Below are 21751 nucleotides of genomic sequence, written 5' to 3' on the forward strand. Positions count from 1 at the left end.
GATCCGGGCCCGACTGTCAGTCCCCGCCGCTAGCCTTTTCCGACATGCCCGCCCGTATCAGCGACCCCGAGCAGCTCAAAGAGCTCCTCGGCATCCCCTTCACCCCGGAGCAGACGGCCTGCATCACCGCGCCGCCCGCCCCGCAGGTGATCGTGGCCGGAGCCGGGTCGGGCAAGACCACCGTGATGGCCGCCCGCGTGGTCTGGCTGGTCGGCACCGGCCAGGTCGCCCCCGAACAGGTCCTCGGCCTGACCTTCACCAACAAGGCCGCCGGCGAGCTGGCCGAGCGCGTCCGCAAGGCACTGATCAAGGCCGGCGTCACCGACCCCGATGTCATCGACCCGGACAACCCGCCCGGCGAACCGGTGATCTCGACCTACCACGCCTTCGCCGGCCGGCTCCTCACCGACCACGGCCTGCGCCTCGGCCTGGAGCCCACCTCCCGGCTGCTCGCCGACGCCACCCGCTACCAGCTCGCCGCACGCGTGCTGCGCGAGGCCCCCGGCCCCTACCCCGCGCTGACCCGCTCCTTCGCCGACCTCGTCAGCGACCTGCTCGCCCTCGACTCCGAACTCGCCGAACACCTTGTCGACCCCGAGGAACTGCGCTCCTGGGACGCGGACCTGCTGCGCACCCTCCAGAACGCCAAGCTCACCAACGCCGATCTGCGCAAGGTCCCCGAGACGGCCGCCGCCCGCCGCGAACTGGCCGACCTCGTCCGCCGCTACCGGACGGCCAAACGCGAACGCGACCTGCTCGACTTCGGCGACCAGATCGCCCTGTCCGCCCGCCTCGCCCGCATCCCCGAGGTGGGCCGGCTGCTGCGGGAGGAGTTCCGCGTGGTGCTCCTGGACGAGTACCAGGACACCTCCGTGGCCCAACGCGTCCTGCTGGCAGGCCTGTTCGGCGACGGCACGGGCCATCCCGTGACCGCGGTCGGCGACCCCTGCCAGGCCATCTACGGCTGGCGCGGCGCCTCCGTCGCCAACCTCGACGACTTCCCCGCGCACTTCGCGCACGCCGACGGCCGCCCCGCCACCCGGCAGGCCCTCAGCGAGAACCGCCGCAGCGGCGGCCGCCTCCTCGACCTCGCCAACGGGCTCGCCGAACCCCTGCGCGCCATGCACGCGGGCGTGGAGGCCCTGCGCCCGGCCCCCGGCGCCGAGTACGACGGCACGGTCCGCTGCGCGCTGCTGCCCACCCACGCCGAGGAGATCGACTGGATCGCCGACTCCATCGCCCACCTCGTGCACACCGGCACGGCCCCCGGCGAGATCGCCGTACTGTGCCGCACGGCGACCGACTTCGCCGAGATCCAGGGCGCCCTCGTGGCGCGGGACGTCCCCGTCGAGGTGGTCGGCCTGTCCGGCCTGCTGCACCTGCCCGAGGTCGCCGACCTCGTGGCCGTCTGCGAGGTTCTGCAGGACCCCGGCGCCAACGCCTCCCTGGTGCGCCTGCTGACCGGCCCGCGCTGGCGCATCGGCCCCCGCGACCTCGCCCTGCTGGGCCGCCGCGCCCGCCTGCTGGTCGCCCACGCGCGCGTGGACGACGGCGACGACCCCGACCGCCGGCTCGCCGCCGCCGTCGAAGGGGTCGACCCGGCCGAGGTGATATCGCTCGCGGACGCCCTCGACACGTTCCTCGAAGCACCCATGGACGCCGAGGCGGATGACGACGGGCTGCCGTTCTCGCCGGACGCGCGCGTGCGCTTCGCGCGTCTGGCCGCCGAACTGCGCGACCTGCGCCGCTCGCTCTCCGACCCGCTGATGGACGTCCTGCACCGCGTGCTCGCCGTCACCGGTCTGGAGGTGGAGCTGTCCGCGTCCCCGCACGCCCTGGCCGCCCGCCGCCGCGAGACCCTGTCCAACTTCCTGGACACCGCCGCGTCCTTCGCCGCTAGCGACGGCGAGGCCACCCTGCTCGCCTTCCTCGGCTTCCTGCGCACCGCCGCGCAGTACGAGAAGGGCCTCGACAACGCCCTGCCCGGCGGCGAGAACACCGTCAAGGTGCTCACCGCCCACAAGTCCAAGGGCCTGGAATGGGACGTCGTGGCCGTCCCCGGACTGGTCAAGGGCACCTTCCCCAGCGCACAGGGCCGCGAGAAGTGGACGGCGCAGGCCAAGGTGGTGCCGCACGCCCTGCGCGGCGACGCCGACACCCTGCCCGACGTCGACGGCTGGGACGCGCGCGGCATGAAGGCCTTCCACGAGGTCATGAAGGACCACCAGCACACCGAGGAGCTCCGCCTCGGCTACGTCACCTTCACCCGCCCCCGTTCCCTCCTGCTCGGCTCCGGCCACTGGTGGGGCCCCAGCCAGAAGAGGCCCCGCGGACCCTCCGACTTCCTCCAGGCCCTGCACGACCACTGCGCCGCCGGTTACGGCGAGATCGAGGCCTGGGCCGAGGAGCCCGCCGAGGACGCGGAGAATCCCGCCCTGCACACGGCCGGCGCCGACCAGGTGTGGCCGCTCCCGCTGGACGCCGCCGCCCTGGCCCGCCGCCGCGCGGCCGCCGAGACCGTCCTCGCCCACCTGGACGCCCTCGCCGCCCAGGACACCGCCCACCCGCCGGCCGCCCACGATCCCGGCGCCCTCGACGACCCCGACTGGCCCCCGCCCCCGGACGACGACCCCTACGGCGACGAGCCGTACGAGGACGGCCAGGACTCCCCGTACGACGAGGACCTCCCGTACGACGAGGACTTCCCGTACGACGAGGACACCTTCGGCGCCGCAGCCGCTTTCGGCGAGGACGAACCGCCGTACGACGCGACCGCCCCAGGCCCGGACGACCCCGCCGACCGGTATGACCGGAACGCCGACCGGGACGCCCGGAGCGCCGGCCGGCCCACGGTCCCGCACCAGGCGCCCGCCCCGCCGCACCGTCCCCGCCCCGCCGAGCCGCTGCCCCACCCCGACCTCACACCGGAGGAGGCCCGCACCATCGCCTCCTGGGACCGAGACCTGGACGCGCTCACCGGCGAGCTGCTGCGCGCCCGGCAGACCGTCACCGACGTCCCGCTACCCGCCACGCTCACCGCCTCCCAGCTGCTGCGCCTGGCCGAGGACCCGGACGGGCTCGCGCAGGAACTCGCGCGCCCCATGCCACGCCCCCCGCAACCGGCCGCGCGCCGGGGCACCCGGTTCCACGCCTGGCTCGAAGCCCGCTTCGAGGAACTGACGCTGCCCCTGCTGGAACCCGACGAGCTGCCCGGCAGCGACGCCGAGATCACCGACGAGCAGGACCTGGAAGCCCTGAAAGAGGCCTTCGAACGCACCGGGTACGCCCGGCGCACCCCCTACCGGGTCGAGGCCCCCTTCCAACTCACCCTCGCCGGCCGCGTCGTACGGGGCCGCATCGACGCGGTCTACAAGCACGGCGACGGGGACGAGGCGACGTACGAGATCGTCGACTGGAAGACCAGCCGCACCCGCACCGCCGACCCGCTCCAGCTCGCCGTGTACCGGCTGGCCTGGGCCGAGCAGCAGGGCGTGCCGCCCGAGACGGTCACGGCCGCCTTCCTGTACGTGCGCACCGGCGAGGTCGTGCGGCCGCCGGACCTGCCGGACCGGGCCGCCCTGGAACGGCTCCTCACGGAAGACTCCGAAACGGCACACCAGGCAACCTGAGTGTGACGAACCGCCCGCCGAGGATGTCGGTGCGGGCCGATAGGCTCGTGAGCATGAGCCAGACCCCGGACAGCGCCGTCCGCACGTACATCGAGCAGCACCGCGCCACCTTCCTCGACGACCTCGCGGCATGGCTGCGCATCCCCTCAGTGTCGGCCCAGCCCGACCACGCGCCCGACGTACGGCGCAGCGCCGACTGGCTCGCCGCCAAGCTCAAGGAGACCGGCTTCCCGACCGCCGAGGTCTGGCAGACCCCCGGCGCCCCAGCCGTCTTCGCCGAGTGGTCCTCCGGCGACCCCGAGGCGCCCACCGTCCTCGTCTACGGCCACCACGACGTCCAGCCCGCCGCCCGCGAGGACGGCTGGGACAGCGAGCCCTTCGAGCCGGTCGTCCGCGGAAACCGCCTCTACGCGCGCGGGGCGGCCGACGACAAGGGCCAGGTGTTCTTCCACACCCTCGGCGTCCGCGCCCACCTCGCCGCCACCGGCCGCACCGCCCCCGCGGTCAACCTGAAGCTGCTGATCGAGGGCGAGGAGGAGTCCGGCTCCCCCCACTTCCGGGCCCTGGTCGAGGAGCACGCGGAACGGCTCGCCGCCGACGCCGTGATCGTCTCCGACACCGGCATGTGGTCCGAGGACACCCCGACCGTGTGCACCGGCATGCGCGGCCTCGCCGAGTGCGAGATCCGGCTGTACGGCCCCGACCAGGACATCCACTCCGGCTCCTTCGGCGGCGCCGTGCCCAACCCGGCCACCACCGCCGCCCGCCTGGTCGCCGCCCTGCACGACGAGCACGCGCGCGTGGCGATCCCCGGCTTCTACGACGGCATCGTGGAGCTGACCGACCGCGAGCGCGAACTGTTCGCCGAGCTGCCCTTCGACGAGGAGCGCTGGCTGGACACCGCCAAGTCCCGCGCCACCCACGGCGAGGCCGGATACAGCACCCTCGAGCGCGTCTGGGCTCGCCCGACCGCCGAGGTCAACGGCATCGGCGGCGGCTACCAGGGCCCCGGCAGCAAGACGATCATCCCGGCCTCCGCCATGGTGAAGCTGTCCTTCCGGCTGGTCGCCGGCCAGGACCCCGACCACCTCGAGAAGGCCGTCCGCGGCTGGGCCGAGACGCAGGTGCCCGCCGGGATCCGGTACGAGATCGCCTTCGGCGCGGCCACGCGCCCGTGCCTGACACCGCTCGACCACCCCGCACTGCAGTCCGTGGTCCGCGCCATGGGCCGCGCCTTCGAGACGCCGGTCCGCTACACCCGCGAGGGCGGCTCCGGACCCGCCGCCGACCTCCAGGAGGTCCTCGGCGCCCCCGTGCTCTTTCTGGGTATCTCCGTTCCCTCCGACGGCTGGCACGCCCCGAACGAAAAGGTCGAGCTCGACCTCCTCCTCAAAGGCGTCGAGACCAGCGCCTACCTGTGGGATGACCTGGCCGAGCACTGGCGTCCCACGCCCTGACCGGCCGGTGCCGTACGGGAGGGCATCGCGCGTGGGGCACACCGCAGGACCGCCCCGCCCGTCCCGCCCGCGTCCGGCCCGGTGCCCTCCCGCCCACGTCCCGCCGAACCGCCCGCCGAACGAACCGCTGCACTGGGGGAGTTGGAAGCACCCGTGACCACCTGGACCGACGACACAGCCGATCGACCCATCTCGCTGACCGCTCCGAGCGGCATCGACCGCGCCGCCCACCACCGGCTCGACGAGGCCTGGCTCGCGGCGGCGTGGAGCCACCCCACGACCCGCTGCTTCGTGGTCTCCGGCGGCCAGGTGCTCATCGACGAGACACCCGACGGCCGGACCGAGCTCGTCATGACGCCCTCCTTCGAGGCCCCGCTCACCGAGGCACACCGCTACTTCCTCGGCATCGACGAGGACGGCGTCAGCTACTTCGCGCTCCAGAAGGACGCGCTGCCCGGCCGTATCGACCAGTCCGCGCGCCCCGCCGGGCTGCGGGAGGCCGGCCTGCTGCTCTCGCCGCGCGACACCGGGCTGATGGTGCACGCGGTCGGCCTGGAGAACTGGCAGCGCACCCACCGTTTCTGCTCACGCTGCGGCGAACGCACGGTCATCGCCGCCGCCGGTCACATCCGCCGCTGCCCGGCCTGCGGCGCCGAGCACTACCCGCGCACCGACCCGGCCGTGATCATGGCCGTGACCGACGCGGACGACCGCATCCTGCTCGGCCGCCAGGTCCACTGGCCCGAAGGCCGCTTCTCCACGCTCGCCGGCTTCGTCGAACCCGGCGAGTCCATCGAGCAGGCGGTGCGCCGCGAGGTGTCCGAGGAGGTCGGCATCACCGTCGGCCCCGTGGAGTACGTGGCCAGCCAGCCCTGGCCCTTCCCGTCCAGCCTGATGCTCGGCTTCATGGCCCGCGCCACCTCGACCGAGATCGACGTCGACGGCGACGAGATCCACGAGGCCCGCTGGTTCTCCCGCGAGGAACTGCACGACGCCTTCGAGTCCGGCGAGGTGCTGCCGCCCTACGGGATCTCCATCGCGGCCCGCCTGATCGAGATGTGGTACGGCAAGCCGCTGCCGACGCGCAGCTTCGTCTGACACGGAGCGCTCCGTCCCGGACACAGCGCTCCGTCCCAGACGCTCCGTCCCAGACACAGCAGGGCGGCCCCCGACCTCTCGGGGGCCGCCCTGCTGCGGTCACCGCGGAAACCCGCGGAGCGTCACGCGGCGAGCTTCTGCTTCACCTGGGCGAGCGACGGGTTCGTCAGCGTCGTGCCGTCCCCGAAGAGCACGGTCGGGACCGTCTGGTTTCCGCCATTCGCCTTCTCCACGAAAGCGGCGGACTCGGGGTCCTGCTCGATGTTGATCTCGGTGTAGGCGATGCCCTCCCGGTCCAGCTGGCTCTTCAGCCGCCGGCAGTAGCCGCACCAAGTCGTGCTGTACATCGTCACAGTGCCCTGCATGTCTCTCGCGCTCCTCAGGCAGCTCGGAAAATCGTCCAGGGGAAGAACGTACGCGAGCCGTCCGCCATTCCCCGCTGGGGTATCCACAGGTGGCTGTGACGCCTGCCGCATTCATACGACTATCCGTGCGCGCCTGTGGACAACCGACACGGCGGTCCCTGGCGACCTGGCAGCATGGCGGTGTGACAGCAGCAACGCACTCCACCCTTTTCCCGCAGACACCGGACTCGGCCGACGCGGTGCTCGAAGGGCTCGACCCCGAGCAGCGCGCGGTGGCCACCGCCCTGCACGGCCCGGTGTGCGTCCTGGCCGGAGCGGGCACGGGCAAGACCCGGGCCATCACGCACCGCATCGCCTATGGCGTACGCGCCGGCATCCTCCAGCCCTCCAGCGTGCTCGCCGTCACCTTCACCAACCGCGCCGCCGGGGAGATGCGCGGCCGGCTGCGCCAGCTCGGCGCCCACGGCGTCCAGGCCCGCACTTTCCACTCCGCCGCCCTGCGCCAGCTCCAGTATTTCTGGCCGAAAGCGATCGGTGGCCGCATGCCCCGGCTCGTCGACCGCAAGATCCAGCTCGTCGCCGACGCCGCCGCCGGCCTGGGCACCCGGCTCGACCGGGGCGAGCTGCGGGACGTCACCGCCGAGATCGAATGGTCCAAGGTCACCCAGACCATCCCCGCCGACTACCCGTACGCGGCCGCGAAGGCCGGCCGCGAGGCCCCGCGCGACCCCGCCGAGATCGCCCACCTCTACGCGGCCTACGAAGACCTCAAGCGCGACCGCGCCGTGATCGACTTCGAGGACGTCCTGCTGCTGACCGTCGCCATCCTCCAGGACCGGCACGACGTCGCCGAACAGGTCCGTGTCCAATACCAGCACTTCGTCGTCGACGAGTACCAGGACGTCAGCCCCCTGCAGCAGCGACTGCTCGAGCTCTGGCTCGGCGACCGCGACACCCTGTGCGTCGTCGGCGACGCCAGCCAGACCATCTACTCGTTCACGGGAGCAACGCCCGACCACCTCCTCGACTTCCGCACCCGGCACCCCGGCGCCACCGTCGTCAAACTCGTCCGCGACTACCGCTCCACCCCCCAGGTCGTCCACCTCGCCAACGGCCTCCTCGCCCAGGCCCGCGGCCGCGCCGCCGACCACCGGCTGGAACTGATCTCCCAGCGCGCCCCCGGCCCCGAACCCCTCTACACCGAGTACACCGACGAGCCGGCCGAGGCCGAAGGCGCCGCCCGCCGCATCCGCGAGCTGATCGACGCGGGCGTCCCGGCCGCCGAGATCGCCGTCCTGTTCCGTACGAACGCCCAGTCCGAGACCTACGAGCAGGCGCTCGCCGACGCCGGCGTCCCCTACCAGCTGCGCGGCGCCGAGCGCTTCTTCGACCGGCCCGAGGTGCGCAAGGCCGGCATCGCCCTGCGCGGCGCGGCCCGCTTCGGCGGCAACGACTCCCTGCTGGACGACGCCGTGGACCTGCCCTCCCAGGTGCGTGCCGTCCTGTCCGGAGAGGGCTGGACCACCGAGCCCCCGGCCGGTTCCGGCGCCGTCAGAGAGCGCTGGGAGTCCCTCGCCGCCCTGGTCGGCCTCGCCCACGATCTCGCCGCGGCCAGACCCGGCGCCACCCTCGGCGACTTCGTGGCGGAACTCGACGAGCGGGCCAACGCCCAGCACGCCCCCACCGTCCAGGGCGTCACCCTCGCCTCCCTGCACGCCGCCAAAGGCCTGGAGTGGGACGCCGTCTTCCTGGTCGGCATCGCCGAGGGCATGCTGCCGATCACCTACGCCAAGACCGACGAGCAGATCGAGGAGGAACGGCGGCTGCTGTACGTCGGCGTCACCCGGGCGCGGGAACGGCTCCACCTCTCCTGGGCGCTGTCCCGGTCACCCGGCACCCGCCCCAACCGCAGACCCAGCCGCTTCCTGGACGGACTGCGCCCAGGCACCACGACCACCGTCGGCCACAGCGGAACCGCCGCCGCCGGAGGCATCGAGCACGGGACCACCCGCGGCACCATCGCCGTCCCCCGGCGTACCCAGCGCACCCCCGCCCGCTGCCGGGTCTGCGGCCGCACGCTCACCGAGGCGGGCGAGATGAAGCTGATGCGCTGTGAGGACTGCCCCTCGGACATGGACGAAGGGCTCTACGAACGGCTGCGGGAGTGGCGGGCCGTCCAGGCCGAGCGCAGCGGACAGCCGGACTTCTGCGTCTTCACCGACCGGACCCTGATGGCCATCGCCGAGGCGCGGCCCGAGAGTCCCGCCGAACTCTCCCGCATCCCCGGTGTCCTCAGCCGCAAGCTGCGCAGCTACGGAACCGACGTTCTGGCCATCTGCGCAGGCCACGAGGCCGGGGAAGGCGACGAGGACGACTGATACGAACTCGTCGAAAAAATAGTTTGCGCATGCCCCGGCAATCCCCATAGGTTCTAGGCACGGAAGCAGCGGCCTTCTCGAAGGCCCCGGCTCCGTGATGTACTTGCATATCCGAACGGACTGGTTCACCCAGTCCCTTGAGACGCCGAGAGGAGGCGAGTCCAGTGATCAGCATCAACACCAGCACCATCAGCACGGCCAAACTGACCGATCGCTCGACCGTCTCCCTGTGCATGCTCGGCGCCTCCCACCAGGGCACCGGTCTGTCCGGCATTCGTGCCGACCGTCCGGCCTCCTCCCACGCTCTCGCGGGCCTTCCCGTCCGTGAGCGCAATGAGCGACCGACCAAGGCACTGGAAGCGGTAGCGGCACAGGCGCAGGCCTATGCCTTTGCGGCGGCCGGTGCCGGATTCCGGAAGCAGACGACGCAGCACCACCTGATGTGGGCCTTCCGTGGGCCAGAACCCTGGAGTGATCCAGCCTGATCCGATCAGGCCGGCGCCTTCAGGGCCGCGGAACCCCATCCGGGATCCGCGGCCCTTCTGTTTTCCCCAAATCGGGGACGACGGAGCGAAGGGGCCCCGGGACAGGAAAAGAACCCGGTACCAAGCCGACACCCGGTCAACCGGCCGGACCGACCAGACGAGGAAGACCAACCGTGCAACTCGAAGCGCACGCCCCGTCCGTACCGCCTTCGCAAACGATCCCCCCGCCCGGCCTCACGGAGGACTCCACCTTGACCCCCCTCACCGCGCTCACCGCGCTCGACGACGCCATCGAGAACCTCGGCGTACCCGTCCCCTGCCGCTCCTACGACCCGGAGGTCTTCTTCGCCGAGTCGCCGGCGGACGTCGAGTACGCCAAGTCCCTCTGCCGCACCTGCCCGCTGATCGAGGCCTGCCTCGCCGGCGCCAAGGAGCGGCGTGAGCCCTGGGGCGTCTGGGGTGGCGAGCTGTTCGTCCAGGGTGTCGTCGTCGCCCGGAAGCGGCCGCGTGGTCGCCCGCGCAAGAACCCGGTCACAGCATGAACACCGCAGGAACGATCGACCGTCCCCTCACGCACGACCCCAAGAAGCAGGCCCCGATGAAGCCGTCCACCAGCGAGCCCGCAGGCTCCGCGACTCCAGACGCCACCACCACCGGCGCGACCGAAGCGCGCCAGAACAGGACCCGAGAGATGCAACTCATGCAAGAAGCCCTGGCTCGTGCGCATATGCACGAGCGACTCCGTGACGCCGAGCGGGAACGCCGAGCCGTGCGCCTGGTCGTCGCCCAGCGGATGCAGCGCCGCGCCGAGCGCGCCTCGCTGCGCGCCCGGCGCGCGCTCGCCATGGCGGTCATGCAGTAACGATCACACCTGCGGAAGTGGTGGCCTCCCGGCCCTGGGAGGCGAAGCCTTCTCGAGCGGGGGCCGGTCCGGCCGAACGGACCGGCCCCCGCGGTGCGTTGCACGGCGATCCGCCGCCTGCGGAGTTATCGTCGCCAGGTGACGAGTCTTCCCGGAGAACCTGATCAGGGCGGCTCCACCCCGGAGCACCGCGTGCTCGTGTGTGCCCGCTGCGGCGCTCCCGCCGACGGCCCCCCGCCGGCCACCTGGACCTGCTCCGTGGAGAACGGCGTCCGCCAGTACTTCTGCGACATCTGCTCAAGGGAGAATCTGAGGGCGATCGAGGGGCGGCTGGACTCGTCCTGGTGGTGAGCCGCTTCTCGGGGGCCCTCCCCCTCCCCCCCACCCCCTCCCCTCCCCCCCCACTTTCAAGAAACGCCGGTCACCCGATCCCAGGCACCCCGGATCACGCCTCCGCCGCAGGCTCCTCCTCGGGCAGTTCGTCATACCCCAATTCGTCATACCCCAGTTCGTCATCCGCCAGTTCGTCCTCGGGGATCTCGAGGACGAAGCCCGGCAGCCACTCCTCCAGTTCCTCGCGGAGCCGTACCGTGGCGCCGAGTTGGCACAGGACGCCGATGGTGCTCAGGGTCACCCGGTGGATCAGCAGATAGGCGGGCGGCAGGTTGAGCCGCTTGCCCAGCTGGTAGGCGGGGGAGCGGGGGTCGGCGATGCGGGCGGCCTGGTTGCGCATCCAGGTGCGGTTGAAGGCGAACGCCTCGACCCGGGCCGGCTCGATGATCGGCAGCAGGTAGTCGAGGACCGCGTCGGGGTCCAGCTCTATGGACTCCTTCACGAATCCTTCCTCGCACAGGAGCTCATAGACCGGCTCGGCCTCGCCGTCCAGCGTCATGCGGAGCGAGACGCCGATCGGTGTCGGCAGACCGCCGGGCAGCCGGTCGACCGTGCCGAAGTCCAGGACGCCCAGGCGCCAGTCGTCCTCTCCGGCCGGGCCGCCGGGCAGCAGCCGGAAGTTGCCGGGATGCGGGTCGGCGTGCAGCAGGCCGGTGCGGGCCGGGCCCGAGAAGAGGAACCGGGCCAGGAGCTGGCCGGCGCGGTCGCGCTGCTCCCGGGTGCCGTCCGAGATCACCTCCGACAGCGGGATGCCGTCGATCCACTCGGTCACCAGGACCTGCTCGCACTGGTGCACCACCGCCGGGACCACCACGTCCGGGTCGTCCGCGAACTCCTCCGCGTGAACGGTCTGGGCCTGCGCCTCCAGCGCGTAGTCCAGCTCCTCGGAGACGCGGTCCCTCAGCTCCGCGATGAGCGGCTTGATGTCCATGCCGGGAATCAGTGGGCCCAAGAGGCGGGCGAAGCGGCTCAGTTGGCCGAGATCGGAGAGCAGGGCCTCGCCGGCGCCCGGGTACTGCACCTTGACCGCCACCTCGCGGCCGTCGTGCCACACCGCGCGGTGCACCTGGCCGATCGAGGCCGCTGCCGCAGGCTTGTCCTCGAACTCCTCGAACAGATCACGCCAGTCCGGACCGAGCCGCTCCTCGAGCACCACGTGCACCGTGCGGGTCGGCATCGGCGGCGCCGCCTCCTGGAGCTTGGTCAGCGCGGCGCGGTAGGGGCCGGCGATCTCCTCGGGCAGCGCGGACTCGAAGACGGACAGGGCCTGCCCGAACTTCATCGCACCGCCCTTCAGCTCGCCCAGCACCTTGAACAGCTGCTCCGCCGTGCGCTGTTGCAGTTCCCGGCCGACGATCTCCGCGGACTCGCCCACGATCCGCTTGCCCAGCCCCCAGGTCGCCCGGCCGGCGAAGCCGAGCGGGAGCGCGGCGAGCTTGGCGGTTCGGGTGACCGCCTTCCGGGGAAGATCAGACATGCGCCCTCCAAGTCCCAGTCGGCCGCGCCGCGCGTGCCTTGCGTCGTCGCTCCGTCGACGGCCGTTGCACCGCCATTGTCTCGCGCGTTTCGCCGCCGGTTGAGGAGTGCTCCTCTTCAGGTCTGTCCGCAGCGCCGCACCCGCATGCCGGATGCGGCCGGACCGGTCGGGCGTGCCAGTTCAGACCGGGCGTGAACACCTCCCAGCGGGTGCCGGTGCTGGACGGCGACTCCCCGTCGAGGAAGGCGAGCGCGTGCGCCGCGGCCAGTCCGGCGACCGCCGTGGCCAGTGTCAGATCGCAGGCCCCGACCCGGCGGGCCCTGGCGCACCGCCACTGGGCGGTCAGCCGTGGCCAGGCGGGGTCCCGGTCGCCGCGGTCGAGGTGCAGACAGCCGGCGCAGGCCGATGCGCCGGGCAGGACGAGCGGTCCGACGACTCCGGTGCCCTCGACGACACCGGCGTAGAGGTGGGGCGTCCCGGAGGCCATGAGAGGCTCGGCTTCGGCCGGGTCCGGTGCGTGCACGGCGACCTCGTCCCGGGGGGTGAGGAGCACCAGGGAGAGCCCGGGATCCTGGGCGCCGGATCCGGGGGAGTGGGCGTGGCGCGGTGGGTGGTCGGGTGCAGCGCGGCGCACGGCGGTCCGCGCGGCCGTCTCCCGGCGCTCGCCGAGCGACTCGGCGGGCAGCCCGCCCGGCGCCACGTCCCACGGCTCCACGCGTCCCGCGTCGCGCACGTCGATCTCGCCGACTCCGGCGGCCGAGAGCGCCGACGCGAGCACCGCGCCGACCCGTCCCGCGCCCCGCACCTGGACGCGCAGTGCGCGGCGGGCGGCGAGCCGGGCGAGCGCGCCGCCGGGCTCGGCCGTGGTCAGGGACAGCGCGGCGAGGTCGGGGCGCAGCCGCCGCAGGACGTCCGTCTTCGCGCGCAGTGCGTCGGCGGCGGGTCCGCCGCCGCGCGCGTCGTCGACGAGGCCCGCGCGGGTCAGCCGTTCCAGCAGGGTGTCGACATGGCCGGACGGGAGCCGCATGCGGCGGCCCTCCTCGCGGAGCAGCGGCAGCCCGCGGGTGCCGTTGAGCAGATCCAGGAAGTCGCGCGTCGCCGGGTCCATGGGTCCCAGCGTCAGCGCGTGTGCCGGGGTCATCCCGAACTGCACGGTCTCGCGATCACGCCAGCCGCGCCGCAGCGCGGGCTTCATCACCGGATGCATGACTGGCCCCCGTATCCGTGGAAAGCGTTCCGAACATCTCGTCGCCGGTGGAACCGGTCATGTTCCTCCGACGCCTGCCAGCATGCCGTGCCTGTCGGTCCGGCGCTGAGAGTTATCCACAGGTTGGGGGTGTTCGTCATACAAGACGGCCGGGCAGGGTGTGGCAAAACGGACGTGCGGAGCCTCGTAAACCGGATGTACGGAGCCTCGCAAACCGGATGTACGGATCAGTCGTAGGAATCATAGGAATCAAACGCATGGTGGGGGATCGGCATCGAACCGTTCCGGAGCCGGGACTTCGGCCACGCCCAGCGGGTAACGTCGGGGCGTGCCCGCCGACCCACTGCACCGCGCCGGAAAGCCACAGCGCAGCACGACGAGCCAGCCGCCCGGCGGCTCGGGGGCGAGCGCGATCGAGGTCCGTAGGAGCAACCGGCGCCGCCGGACGGTCTCCGCGTACCGCGAGGGCGATCGCACCGTCGTACTGATCCCCGCCCGGATGTCGAAGGCGGAGGAACAGCGCTGGATCACCGTCATGCTCGACAAACTCGCCGCCCAGGAGAGCCGGCGGCTGCTCGGTGACGCCGAGCTCGCCGAGCGTGCCGAGCGGCTGTCGGCCCAGTACTTCGACGGCCGGGCGCGCCCCGCCTCCGTACGCTGGGTCACCAACCAGAACACGCGCTGGGGTTCGTGCACCCCGGCCGAGGGCAGCATCCGGCTCTCGCACCGGCTGCAGGGGATGCCCGACTACGTCGTCGACTACGTCCTCTGCCATGAGCTGGCCCATCTGCTGGTCCCCGGTCACGGTCCGGACTTCTGGCGGCTGCTGGAGGCGTACCCGCGCACCGAGCGGGCCCGCGGCTACCTCGAAGGGGTGGTCGCCGCGGAACGGCTGCCGTATGTGCCGGGGGCGCAGGGGGAGTGAGCCGGGCGCCGTCCGTCCTCCTCCGGGCGTGGTTGTGTACCGGGTCTGTACCGGCTGCGTGCGTTGTCGCACTTTGCCGTTAGCCTGGCGCGACGCACTCACATTCGGGATGGGGGACGGTCGTTACGCATGGCCAGGGAATTCCAACGCGGCCACAAGGCCAGGATCAGTGACCTCACGGCGGGCACCGATCTGTACGTAGGCGTGCAGATCTCCGCCCCCGGGCTGACCTTCGACATCAGCTGCTTCGGTCTGGACGCCGACGAGCGCCTCTCCGACGACCGTTACTTCGTCTTCTTCAACCAGCCGAAGTCCCCGGAGGAGTCCGTCCAGCTGCTGGGTGCCCAGGCGGGCGACACCGAGTCGTTCCGGGTCACCCTGGACCGCATCCCGTCGCACATCCGCAAGCTGTCCTTCACGGCCACCATCGACGGCGCCGGGCAGATGTCGCACGTCGCCCCGGGCTACCTGCGCATCGTTGCGGGCGGTGAGGAGGTCGCGCGGTACTCCTTCAGCGGTGCGGAGTTCTCCACCGAGCGGGCTGTGATGCTCGGCGACATCTACCTGAAGGACGTGTGGCGGTTCGCCGCTGTCGGACAGGGCTTCGACGGTGGACTGGAAGCGCTGCTGAAGAACTTCGGCGGCGAGGTGCTGGAGGAGGAGGCGCCGGCCGCCCCGCAGCAGCCGCAGCCGGCTGCCGCCCCCGGTTTCGCCCCGCCCGCCCAGACCACGACCCCGCCCCCGTTCGCCGCCCCGCCCGCCCCGGCCCCTGCGCCTGCCCCCGCGCCGCAGCCCGCCGCGCAGGGTTTCGCCCCGCCGCCCGGAGCGACTCCCGCACAGGGCTTCGCGCCGCCGCCGGGAGCCACACCCCCGCAGGGCTTCACGCCGCCCGGCCAGACCCCGATGGGCCACACCCCGCCTCCGGCACCGGCCCCGGCGCCGAACGTGCACGCCGCGCCGACGGTCATCGCTCCCCTGGCCCCGCCCGCCGGCGGCACCGTCCCGCCGCCGGCCCCGGCTCCCGCGCCGTACGGACAGCCGCAGCAGCCGTACGGCCGGCCGCCCCAGCAGCCGTCCTACGGCGGTCAGCCGGCCGCGCCGATGCCCCCCGGCTACGGCCAGCCGCCCTCCTACGGCGGCCGGCCCGCCGCGCCCATGCCCCCGGGCTACGGGCAGGTCCCGGGCGGGCAGCCCGGCGGCTACGGAGTGCCGCAGGGCGCCCCGCAGGGCGGCGCCGGTGTGACGGCCGCGCTCCAGGCGTTCAAGGAGACGCCGACCGGGCAGCGCTGGACGCAGCAGAACAAGAAGCTCATCCGTGTCGACCTCGGCATCGGCGGGCAGCCCGTGCTGGCCCGGCAGGGCAGCATGGTGCTCTACCAGGGCAAGGTCGACTTCAGCTACAAGGGCGCCGGATTCGCCGGGCGGATCGTCGGCAACGCCACCGGCCAGGAGATGCAGCTGATGCGCTGCACCGGCAACGGCCAGGTGTTCCTCGCCGAGAACGCCACCCATCTGCACCCCGTCGAGCTGCAGGGCGACGCGATCTGCGTCTCCGCCGAGAACGTCCTCGCCTTCGACGAGAGCCTGCAGTACGAGGTCCGCCGCATCGAGGGCCACGGCATCCCCGGCGGAGCGCTGTTCACCATGCAGTTCCAGGGCACCGGCACGATCGTCGTCAAGACCCACGGCACACCCGTGGTCCTGCCGGTCACGCCGACCACCTTCGCCGACTGCAACGCCGTCGTCGCCTGGTCGGCGGCCTCCCAGGTGATCGTCTCCAGCCAGGTCCGCATGCGCCGCAACGCCTACCCCGGCGACACCGGCGAGAGCATCAACCTGCAGTTCCGGGGCGCGCCCGGCAACTTCATCGTCGTCCAGCCGTACGAGGTCTAAGGGGAGCCCGTCATGAACCAGCCGCTCGCGGGCTACACCCCCGCACCCGTCACCGCCCGCATGGAGAACCACGGCAGCCACATGCTGAAGGTCGCCATGCAGACCGGGAACGACCTCCTCGCGCGCGTGGGCTCGATGGTCGCCTACGAAGGCTTCATCCAGTACGAGCCCAACCCGCCGGCCGTCCGCCAGATCGCCCGCGACTGGATCACCGGCGAGGGCGCGCCCCTGATGAAGTGCACCGGGGACGGCCTGCTCTACCTCGCCGACTACGGCGCCAACGTCGTCGTGATCAACCTCAACGGCGACGGCATCTCCGTCAACGCCACCAACCTGCTCGCCTTCGACGCCCACCTCAGCTGGGGCGTGGAACGCGTCAAGGGGCTCGCGAAGTTCGCCGGGCAGGGCCTGTGGAACACGAAGATCTCCGGGCAGGGCTGGGTCGCGCTGACCTCCCGGGGCACGCCGATCGTCGTCGACTGCGGCGGCGGCGAGGACGAGACGTACGTCGACCCGGACGCGCTCGTCGCCTGGTCGCCGAACCTGAAGGTGAAGGGCAAGCGCAGCTTCAAGGCGCAGTCGCTGATCGGCCGGGGCAGCGGTGAGGCCTACCAGATGGCGTTCTCCGGCCAGGGCATCGTCGTCGTCCAGCCCAGCGAGGACAGCACCGACCGTCTCCGGATCCGGGGCTGAGGGGGAGTCAGTAAGTCATGCAGAGCCCGCTTTTCGCGCACAACGACCTCCAGACGCAGGAGCGCTGGAGCCTGCAGAACGCGCAGCTGCTCCGCGTCACCCTGGAGGGCCACGACGACATCCTCGCCCGCAAGGGCACCATGGTGGCCTACCAGGGGCTGATGGAGTTCGACGCCGAGTACCAGAACAACAACCAGGCACGCGCGCGTGCGTACACCGGCGAGGGCCTGGACCTGATGCGCTGTCACGGACAGGGCACGGTGTATCTCGCCAACCTGGCCCAGCACGTGCACATCATGGACGTCGAGCAGGACGGGCTGACCGTCGACAGCTCCTATGTCCTCGCCATGGACTCCTCGCTGCACTGCGAGGTCGTCGCCGTCGACAGCCTCTACGGCATCTCCGGCTCCGGGAAGTACCAGCTGAACATCACCGGGCGCGGCAAGGTCGCCCTGATGACCTCGGGCGCGCCGCTGCTGATGCAGGTCACTCCGGACAGGTACGTCAACTGCGACGCGGACGCGATCGTCGCCTGGTCCACCGGGCTGCGCGTGCAGATGCAGGCCCAGACGCATTCCTCCGGAGTGTGGCGCCGGCGCGGCAACACCGGTGAGGGCTGGGAGCTGAGCTTCATGGGCTCCGGGTTCGCGCTGGTCCAGCCCAGCGAGTTGCTGCCGCCGCAGAACGCGGTGATCGGGCAGGGTCTCGCCGCCCAGTTCGGCATGGGGCAGCACGGGGCGCGCGGGCAGAATCAGGGGAACGTCTGGAGCTGAGCCGGCAGGTGAGGGGTGGCCGCAGAAACGGCCACCCCTTGCACCGTCACAGCCTGGCGCGCGTCGCCTCCAGCAGGCGTACGACCGATTCGTCGGCCACGTCGGCCACCTCGTCGTACGGGAACCAGCGCAGGTCGAGCGACTCGTCACTGATCGCCTGCACGGCGCCGGGCGGTGCCAGGACCGCGTACTGCACGTCGTAGTGCCAGTGGCAGGGCGCCGGGATCGGGTGCCGGTCCAGGCGCACCGGGCCGCCGGGCAGCAGTGTCAGCCCCGCGACCCCTGACTCCTCGGCCGCCTCGCGCAGCGCCGCCGCCTCCAGGGACGGGTCGCCCAGCTCGCAGTGGCCGCCCATCTGCAGCCACATCCGCAGCTTCCTGTGCAGGGTGAGCAGCACCCGGCCGCGCCCGGGATCGACCACCAGAGCGCTCGCCGTGACATGGCCCGCCCGGCAGGCCTTCCACATGCCGTCCGGGTGGGCCGCCAGATGGTCCAGGTAGGCCTGGCGCAACTCGTCCTGGCCCTCGTGCCCCTTCAGCACGAGGACCGCGTCGTCGTACAGGCTCACTCGGCGTCGTCGCCCTTGGTGCCGTCGTCCTCCGTGCCGGCGTCCTTCTTGCGCAGGTCCGGCTTGCCCTGCGAGCTGCCGGCCGCCTCGCCCAGCATCTTGTCCAGCTCGGAGAAGTCCAGCTGCTCGCGGTGCACGAAGCCGTCCGGGTCGTCCAGGTCGGTCGCCGTCGGCAGCATGTCCGGATGGGCCCACAGGCCGTCCCGGCCGTCGACCCCGCGCGCGTCCGTGAGCGAGGCCCACAGACGGGAGGCGTCGCGCAGTCGGCGCGGGCGCAGCTCCAGGCCGATCAGCGTGGCGAACGTCTGCTCGGCGGGGCCGCCCGTGGCGCGGCGGCGGCGCAGGGTCTCCCGCAGGGCGTCGGCGGACGCCAGACGCGGCTTCGCGGCCGCGTGGACCACCGCGTCCACCCAGCCCTCCACGAGCGCCAGAGCGGTCTCCAGACGGGCCAGAGCGGCCTTCTGCTCAGGGGTGTCCTCCGGCTGGAACATGCCCTGCTGCAGCGCGTCCTGCAGCTGCTCGGGGTTCTGCGGGTCGAACTGGCCGACCACGTCCTCCAGCTTGGCGGTGTCGACCTTGATCCCGCGCGCGTACCCGTCGACCGCGCCGAACAGGTGCGAGCGCAGCCACGGCACGTGCGCGAACAGGCGCTGGTGGGCGGCCTCGCGCAGGGCCAGGTACAGCCGCACCTCCTCCTGCGGCACGCCGAGGTCCTTGCCGAAGGCCTCCACGTTGGCCGGGAGCAGCGCGGCCTTGCCGGCCGGGCCGAGCGGCAGGCCGATGTCGGTGGAGCCGACGACCTCGCCCGCGAGCACGCCGACGGCCTGCCCGATCTGCGTGCCGAACATGGCGCCGCCCATCGAGCGCATCATGCCGATCAGCGGGCCCGCCATGGCCTGCATCTCCTCCGGCAGGACGTCACCCATGGCCGCGCCGACCCGCTCGGCGACCGGGTCGACCAGCTCCTGCCAGGCGGGCAGGGTCGCCTCGACCCACTCCGCGCGGGACCAGGCCACCGCCGAGGCCGAGCCCGACGGCAGGGACGTCGCATCGTCCAGCCACAGGTCGGCCAGGCGGACCGCCTCCTCGACCGCCCTGCGCTCGGCCGGCCCCACACTGGCGTCCTTCGTGCCGTCCGGGGTGCCCTGGGCGACCGTCTGGCGGGCGATCTGCTTGGCCATGTCCCAGTTCACCGGGCCGCCCTCGTAGGAGAGCATCTGGCCCAGCTGCTGGAACGCGGCGCCCAGATCCGTGGGGTTCAGCGACCCGAACATCGCTGCGAGCGGATTGTCGGCGCCGGGGCCGCCAAAACCTTCGGCTCCGGGCAGGCCGCCGAAGCCGAACGGGTTGGCCGGTCCCTGCCCACCGCCGCTCTGCTGGTCCTTCTTCTTGCCCTCGTCGCCGTCCTCCGGCTCCTCCGGCGGAAGACCGAAACCGAATGGGGTGTCACTCACGGGATTCCTCGGCTGGTAAGGCCACCGGTTCTCTCCCGGCGGCGCGGCTGCCCGACAACACCACCCAGCGTAGACACCCGGACCCGATCGGGCCTCGGTGCTTCGCCCACGGCAGGCCTGCGGCAGGATGGATGCACCTGGTACGTACGCGTCACTCGCGCTCGTACTGAAGACAACCGCTGGAGACGCCCGGTGAGTTCCCCAGATCCGCAGGTTCGCGCAGCGCGAAACCCGTCAACCCCGCCCGCTCCCGCCGTGCGCGGACCCGTCGTCGCGGTCACCGGCGCCGCCGGCGGGGTCGGTGCCATGCTGACCGAGCGGCTCGCCGCCTCCGAGGAGATCAAGCAGGTCATCGCGATCGACGAGCGGCGCGGGGAGTGCGCCGAGGCGCAGTGGCACATCCTCGACGTGCGCGACCCCGCCATCGCGGACAAGCTGCGCGGCGCCGACGTGGTCGTCCACCTCGCGCTCGACCTGGACCTGGAGACCGATCCGGCCGCTCGCACGGCTTACAACGTCCGGGGGACACAGACCGTCCTGACCGCCGCAGCGGCGGCGGGCGTGCACCGGGTCGTGCTGTGCACCTCGGCGATGGTCTACGGCGCGCTGCCGGACAACGAGCTGCCCCTTTCGGAGGACGCCGAGCTGCGCGCGACCGCCGAGGCCACCGGCGTGGGGGACCTGCTGGAGATCGAGCGGCTGGCCCGGCGGGCGCCGCGCGCGCATCCGGGGCTGAACGTCACCGTCGTACGGCCCGCGGTGCTGGTCGGAGGCACGGACACCGCGCTGACCCGCTACTTCGAGTCGCCGCGGCTGCTCGTCGTCGCCGGATCGCGGCCCGCGTGGCAGTTCTGCCACGTCGAGGACCTGTGCAGTGCTCTGGAGTACGCCGTCCTGGAGAAGGTCGACGGGGAGCTGGCCGTCGGCTGCGACGGGTGGCTGGAGCAGGAGGAGGTCGAGGAGCTGAGCGGGATCCGGCGGATGGAGCTGCCGTCGGCGGTGGCGCTCGGCGCGGCGGCCCGGCTGCACCGGATCGGGCTCACACCGTCTCCGGCCGGCGACCTGGCGTACACGATGTACCCGTGGGTGGTCAGCGGCAGCCGGCTGCACGACGCCGGGTGGCGGCCGCGCTGGACCAATGAGGAGGTGCTCGCGGAGCTGCTGGAGGAGGTCTCCGGGCGGCACACGGTCGCCGGGCGGCGGCTCGGACGCAAGGACGCCACGGCCGCGGGTGCCGCGGGGGCGACGGTGGCCCTGCTCGGCGCGGCGGCTGTCGTACGGCGGGCCCGGAAGGCCCGGCGGCGGGTCTGAGCCGGACCGGGCGGGGGTGGGCTCCGTGCACGCGGACGCGTCGTACAAGCATCCAAAACGGCCCGCGCGCGTGCCTGGTGAATCTCGTATTCCCGCGTGTCACGGGCGTGCGGCACGATGGGGGTATGGCACACGCGAACGAGCACCCCGGTGAGCAGGGGGCGCAGGATCCCATCAAGTTGATCGGTGTCCGGGAGACCGCGCTCTCCGTGGACGAGGTGTTCCAGGCCGTCGGGGACGACGCGGCCGGGGGCATCGCCCTGTTCGTGGGGACCGTGCGCAACCACGACGGAGGTGCGGACGTGGACGCGCTCGGGTACTCCTGCCACCCCAGTGCCGAGGCCGAGATGCGGCGGATCGCCGAGAAGGTGGTGGCCGAGTATCCCGTGCGGGCGCTGGCCGCCGTGCACCGGGTGGGAGACCTGCAGGTCGGAGATCTCGCCGTGGTCGTCGGCGTCGCCTGTCCGCACCGGGCGGAGGCCTTCGACGCCTGCCGCAAGCTGATCGACGACCTCAAGCACGAAGTGCCCATCTGGAAGCACCAGAGTTTCTCCGACGGCACCGACGAATGGGTCGGCGCGTAGCGCCGTCATCGAGGGGTGGTGGCCGGGTGACGGGAGGGCGGGTCGGCGCGTAGCGCCGTCATCGAGGGGTGGTGGCCGGGTGACGGGAGGGTGCTGACGTACGTCACCCGGAGCACACAGGTCCCTCCGTGTTGCGTAACCGGCACCCTCGCGTGAGCGTTGTCAGTGCGGATGGTTAATCTGCTGATCAGTCAGTTGC

General features: G+C 72.3%; 18 protein-coding genes and 1 pseudogene. 14 read left to right on the forward strand and 5 right to left on the reverse strand.

The window, feature by feature from the left end:
* Positions 1–44 precede the first annotated feature (44 nt).
* From ACWDEN_RS09350 to nudC, 3 genes and pseudogenes are all read left to right on the forward strand, one after another.
* Positions 45–3672, forward strand: a pseudogene (locus ACWDEN_RS09350) (UvrD-helicase domain-containing protein).
* A gap of 10 nt (positions 3673–3682) precedes the next feature.
* A complete protein-coding gene (locus ACWDEN_RS09355; protein WP_351608417.1) occupies positions 3683–5086 on the forward strand; it encodes a dipeptidase in 1404 nt (467 codons plus the stop codon).
* A 153-nt stretch (positions 5087–5239) separates the two neighbouring features.
* Positions 5240–6184 carry an NAD(+) diphosphatase gene (gene nudC, locus ACWDEN_RS09360; RefSeq protein ID WP_228623388.1) on the forward strand — a complete coding sequence of 315 codons (945 nt, stop codon included), beginning with the start codon at positions 5240–5242 and terminating at the stop codon, positions 6182–6184.
* A gap of 122 nt (positions 6185–6306) precedes the next feature.
* Here nudC and ACWDEN_RS09365 read toward each other — a convergent pair whose 3' ends face one another.
* Positions 6307–6549 carry a mycoredoxin gene (locus ACWDEN_RS09365; RefSeq protein ID WP_351608420.1) on the reverse strand — a complete coding sequence of 81 codons (243 nt, stop codon included), beginning with the start codon at positions 6547–6549 and terminating at the stop codon, positions 6307–6309.
* 125 nt (positions 6550–6674) lie between these two features.
* Between ACWDEN_RS09365 and ACWDEN_RS09370 the strand changes: the two genes are divergently transcribed.
* The 5 genes from ACWDEN_RS09370 (at position 6675) to ACWDEN_RS09390 (ending at position 10625) form a co-directional block, all read left to right on the forward strand.
* Positions 6675–8927: an ATP-dependent DNA helicase UvrD2 gene (locus tag ACWDEN_RS09370; RefSeq protein ID WP_450858209.1), complete on the forward strand. Its 2253-nt coding sequence runs from the start codon at positions 6675–6677 to the stop codon at positions 8925–8927.
* A 164-nt stretch (positions 8928–9091) separates the two neighbouring features.
* Complete coding sequence (locus ACWDEN_RS09375; RefSeq protein WP_351608426.1) at positions 9092–9412, forward strand: hypothetical protein; 321 nt, start codon at positions 9092–9094, stop codon at positions 9410–9412.
* A 173-nt stretch (positions 9413–9585) separates the two neighbouring features.
* Positions 9586–9954, forward strand: a complete 369-nt coding sequence (locus ACWDEN_RS09380; protein ID WP_023546912.1) for a WhiB family transcriptional regulator — start codon at positions 9586–9588, stop codon at positions 9952–9954.
* Positions 9951–10274, forward strand: a complete 324-nt coding sequence (locus ACWDEN_RS09385; protein WP_351608429.1) for a hypothetical protein — start codon at positions 9951–9953, stop codon at positions 10272–10274. The genes ACWDEN_RS09380 and ACWDEN_RS09385 overlap by 4 nt, the downstream gene beginning before the upstream one ends.
* 138 nt (positions 10275–10412) lie before the next feature.
* Positions 10413–10625, forward strand: a complete 213-nt coding sequence (locus ACWDEN_RS09390; protein ID WP_228623393.1) for a hypothetical protein — start codon at positions 10413–10415, stop codon at positions 10623–10625.
* A 94-nt stretch (positions 10626–10719) separates the two neighbouring features.
* Here the strand turns inward: ACWDEN_RS09390 and ACWDEN_RS09395 are convergent, their stop codons facing one another.
* Together ACWDEN_RS09395 and ACWDEN_RS09400 are read right to left on the reverse strand one after the other, a co-directional pair.
* The gene (locus ACWDEN_RS09395; RefSeq protein WP_450858212.1) at positions 10720–12144 is read right to left on the reverse strand and encodes an ABC1 kinase family protein; all 1425 of its coding nucleotides are present in this window, start codon (positions 12142–12144) and stop codon (positions 10720–10722) included.
* Positions 12137–13351: a TOMM precursor leader peptide-binding protein gene (locus ACWDEN_RS09400; protein ID WP_450858214.1), complete on the reverse strand. Its 1215-nt coding sequence runs from the start codon at positions 13349–13351 to the stop codon at positions 12137–12139. The genes ACWDEN_RS09395 and ACWDEN_RS09400 overlap by 8 nt, the downstream gene beginning before the upstream one ends.
* Before the next feature lie 328 nt (positions 13352–13679).
* On the opposite strand from ACWDEN_RS09400, the gene ACWDEN_RS09405 reads away from it, so the two are divergent.
* The 4 genes from ACWDEN_RS09405 to ACWDEN_RS09420 all read left to right on the forward strand — a co-directional run bounded on the left by ACWDEN_RS09405 (position 13680) and on the right by ACWDEN_RS09420 (position 17635).
* Complete coding sequence (locus ACWDEN_RS09405) at positions 13680–14276, forward strand: M48 metallopeptidase family protein (protein ID WP_351619645.1); 597 nt, start codon at positions 13680–13682, stop codon at positions 14274–14276.
* A 129-nt stretch (positions 14277–14405) separates the two neighbouring features.
* Positions 14406–16169, forward strand: coding sequence for a TerD family protein (locus ACWDEN_RS09410; RefSeq protein ID WP_351619642.1), 1764 nt, complete (start codon positions 14406–14408; stop codon positions 16167–16169).
* A gap of 12 nt (positions 16170–16181) precedes the next feature.
* Positions 16182–16862 (forward strand): AIM24 family protein, encoded by a 681-nt coding sequence (locus ACWDEN_RS09415; protein WP_351619640.1) that lies wholly within the window; start codon positions 16182–16184, stop codon positions 16860–16862.
* Positions 16863–16879: 17 nt separating this feature from the next.
* On the forward strand, positions 16880–17635 hold the full coding sequence (locus ACWDEN_RS09420) for an AIM24 family protein (protein ID WP_351619637.1): 756 nt from the start codon (positions 16880–16882) through the stop codon (positions 17633–17635).
* A 46-nt stretch (positions 17636–17681) separates the two neighbouring features.
* Here ACWDEN_RS09420 and ACWDEN_RS09425 read toward each other — a convergent pair whose 3' ends face one another.
* The gene (locus ACWDEN_RS09425) at positions 17682–18203 is read right to left on the reverse strand and encodes an NUDIX hydrolase (protein ID WP_351619635.1); all 522 of its coding nucleotides are present in this window, start codon (positions 18201–18203) and stop codon (positions 17682–17684) included.
* Entirely contained in the window at positions 18200–19657 is a 1458-nt protein-coding gene (locus ACWDEN_RS09430; RefSeq protein WP_351619632.1) for a zinc-dependent metalloprotease, read from the reverse strand. Before ACWDEN_RS09430 ends, ACWDEN_RS09425 begins: the two co-directional genes overlap by 4 nt.
* Before the next feature lie 192 nt (positions 19658–19849).
* Between ACWDEN_RS09430 and ACWDEN_RS09435 the strand changes: the two genes are divergently transcribed.
* A complete protein-coding gene (locus tag ACWDEN_RS09435; RefSeq protein ID WP_351619629.1) occupies positions 19850–20968 on the forward strand; it encodes an SDR family oxidoreductase in 1119 nt (372 codons plus the stop codon).
* 125 nt (positions 20969–21093) lie between these two features.
* Entirely contained in the window at positions 21094–21552 is a 459-nt protein-coding gene (locus ACWDEN_RS09440) for a molybdenum cofactor biosynthesis protein MoaE (RefSeq protein WP_351619626.1), read from the forward strand.
* Positions 21553–21751 lie beyond the last annotated feature (199 nt).

This window comes from Streptomyces sp. NPDC001153 (assembly GCF_053598315.1).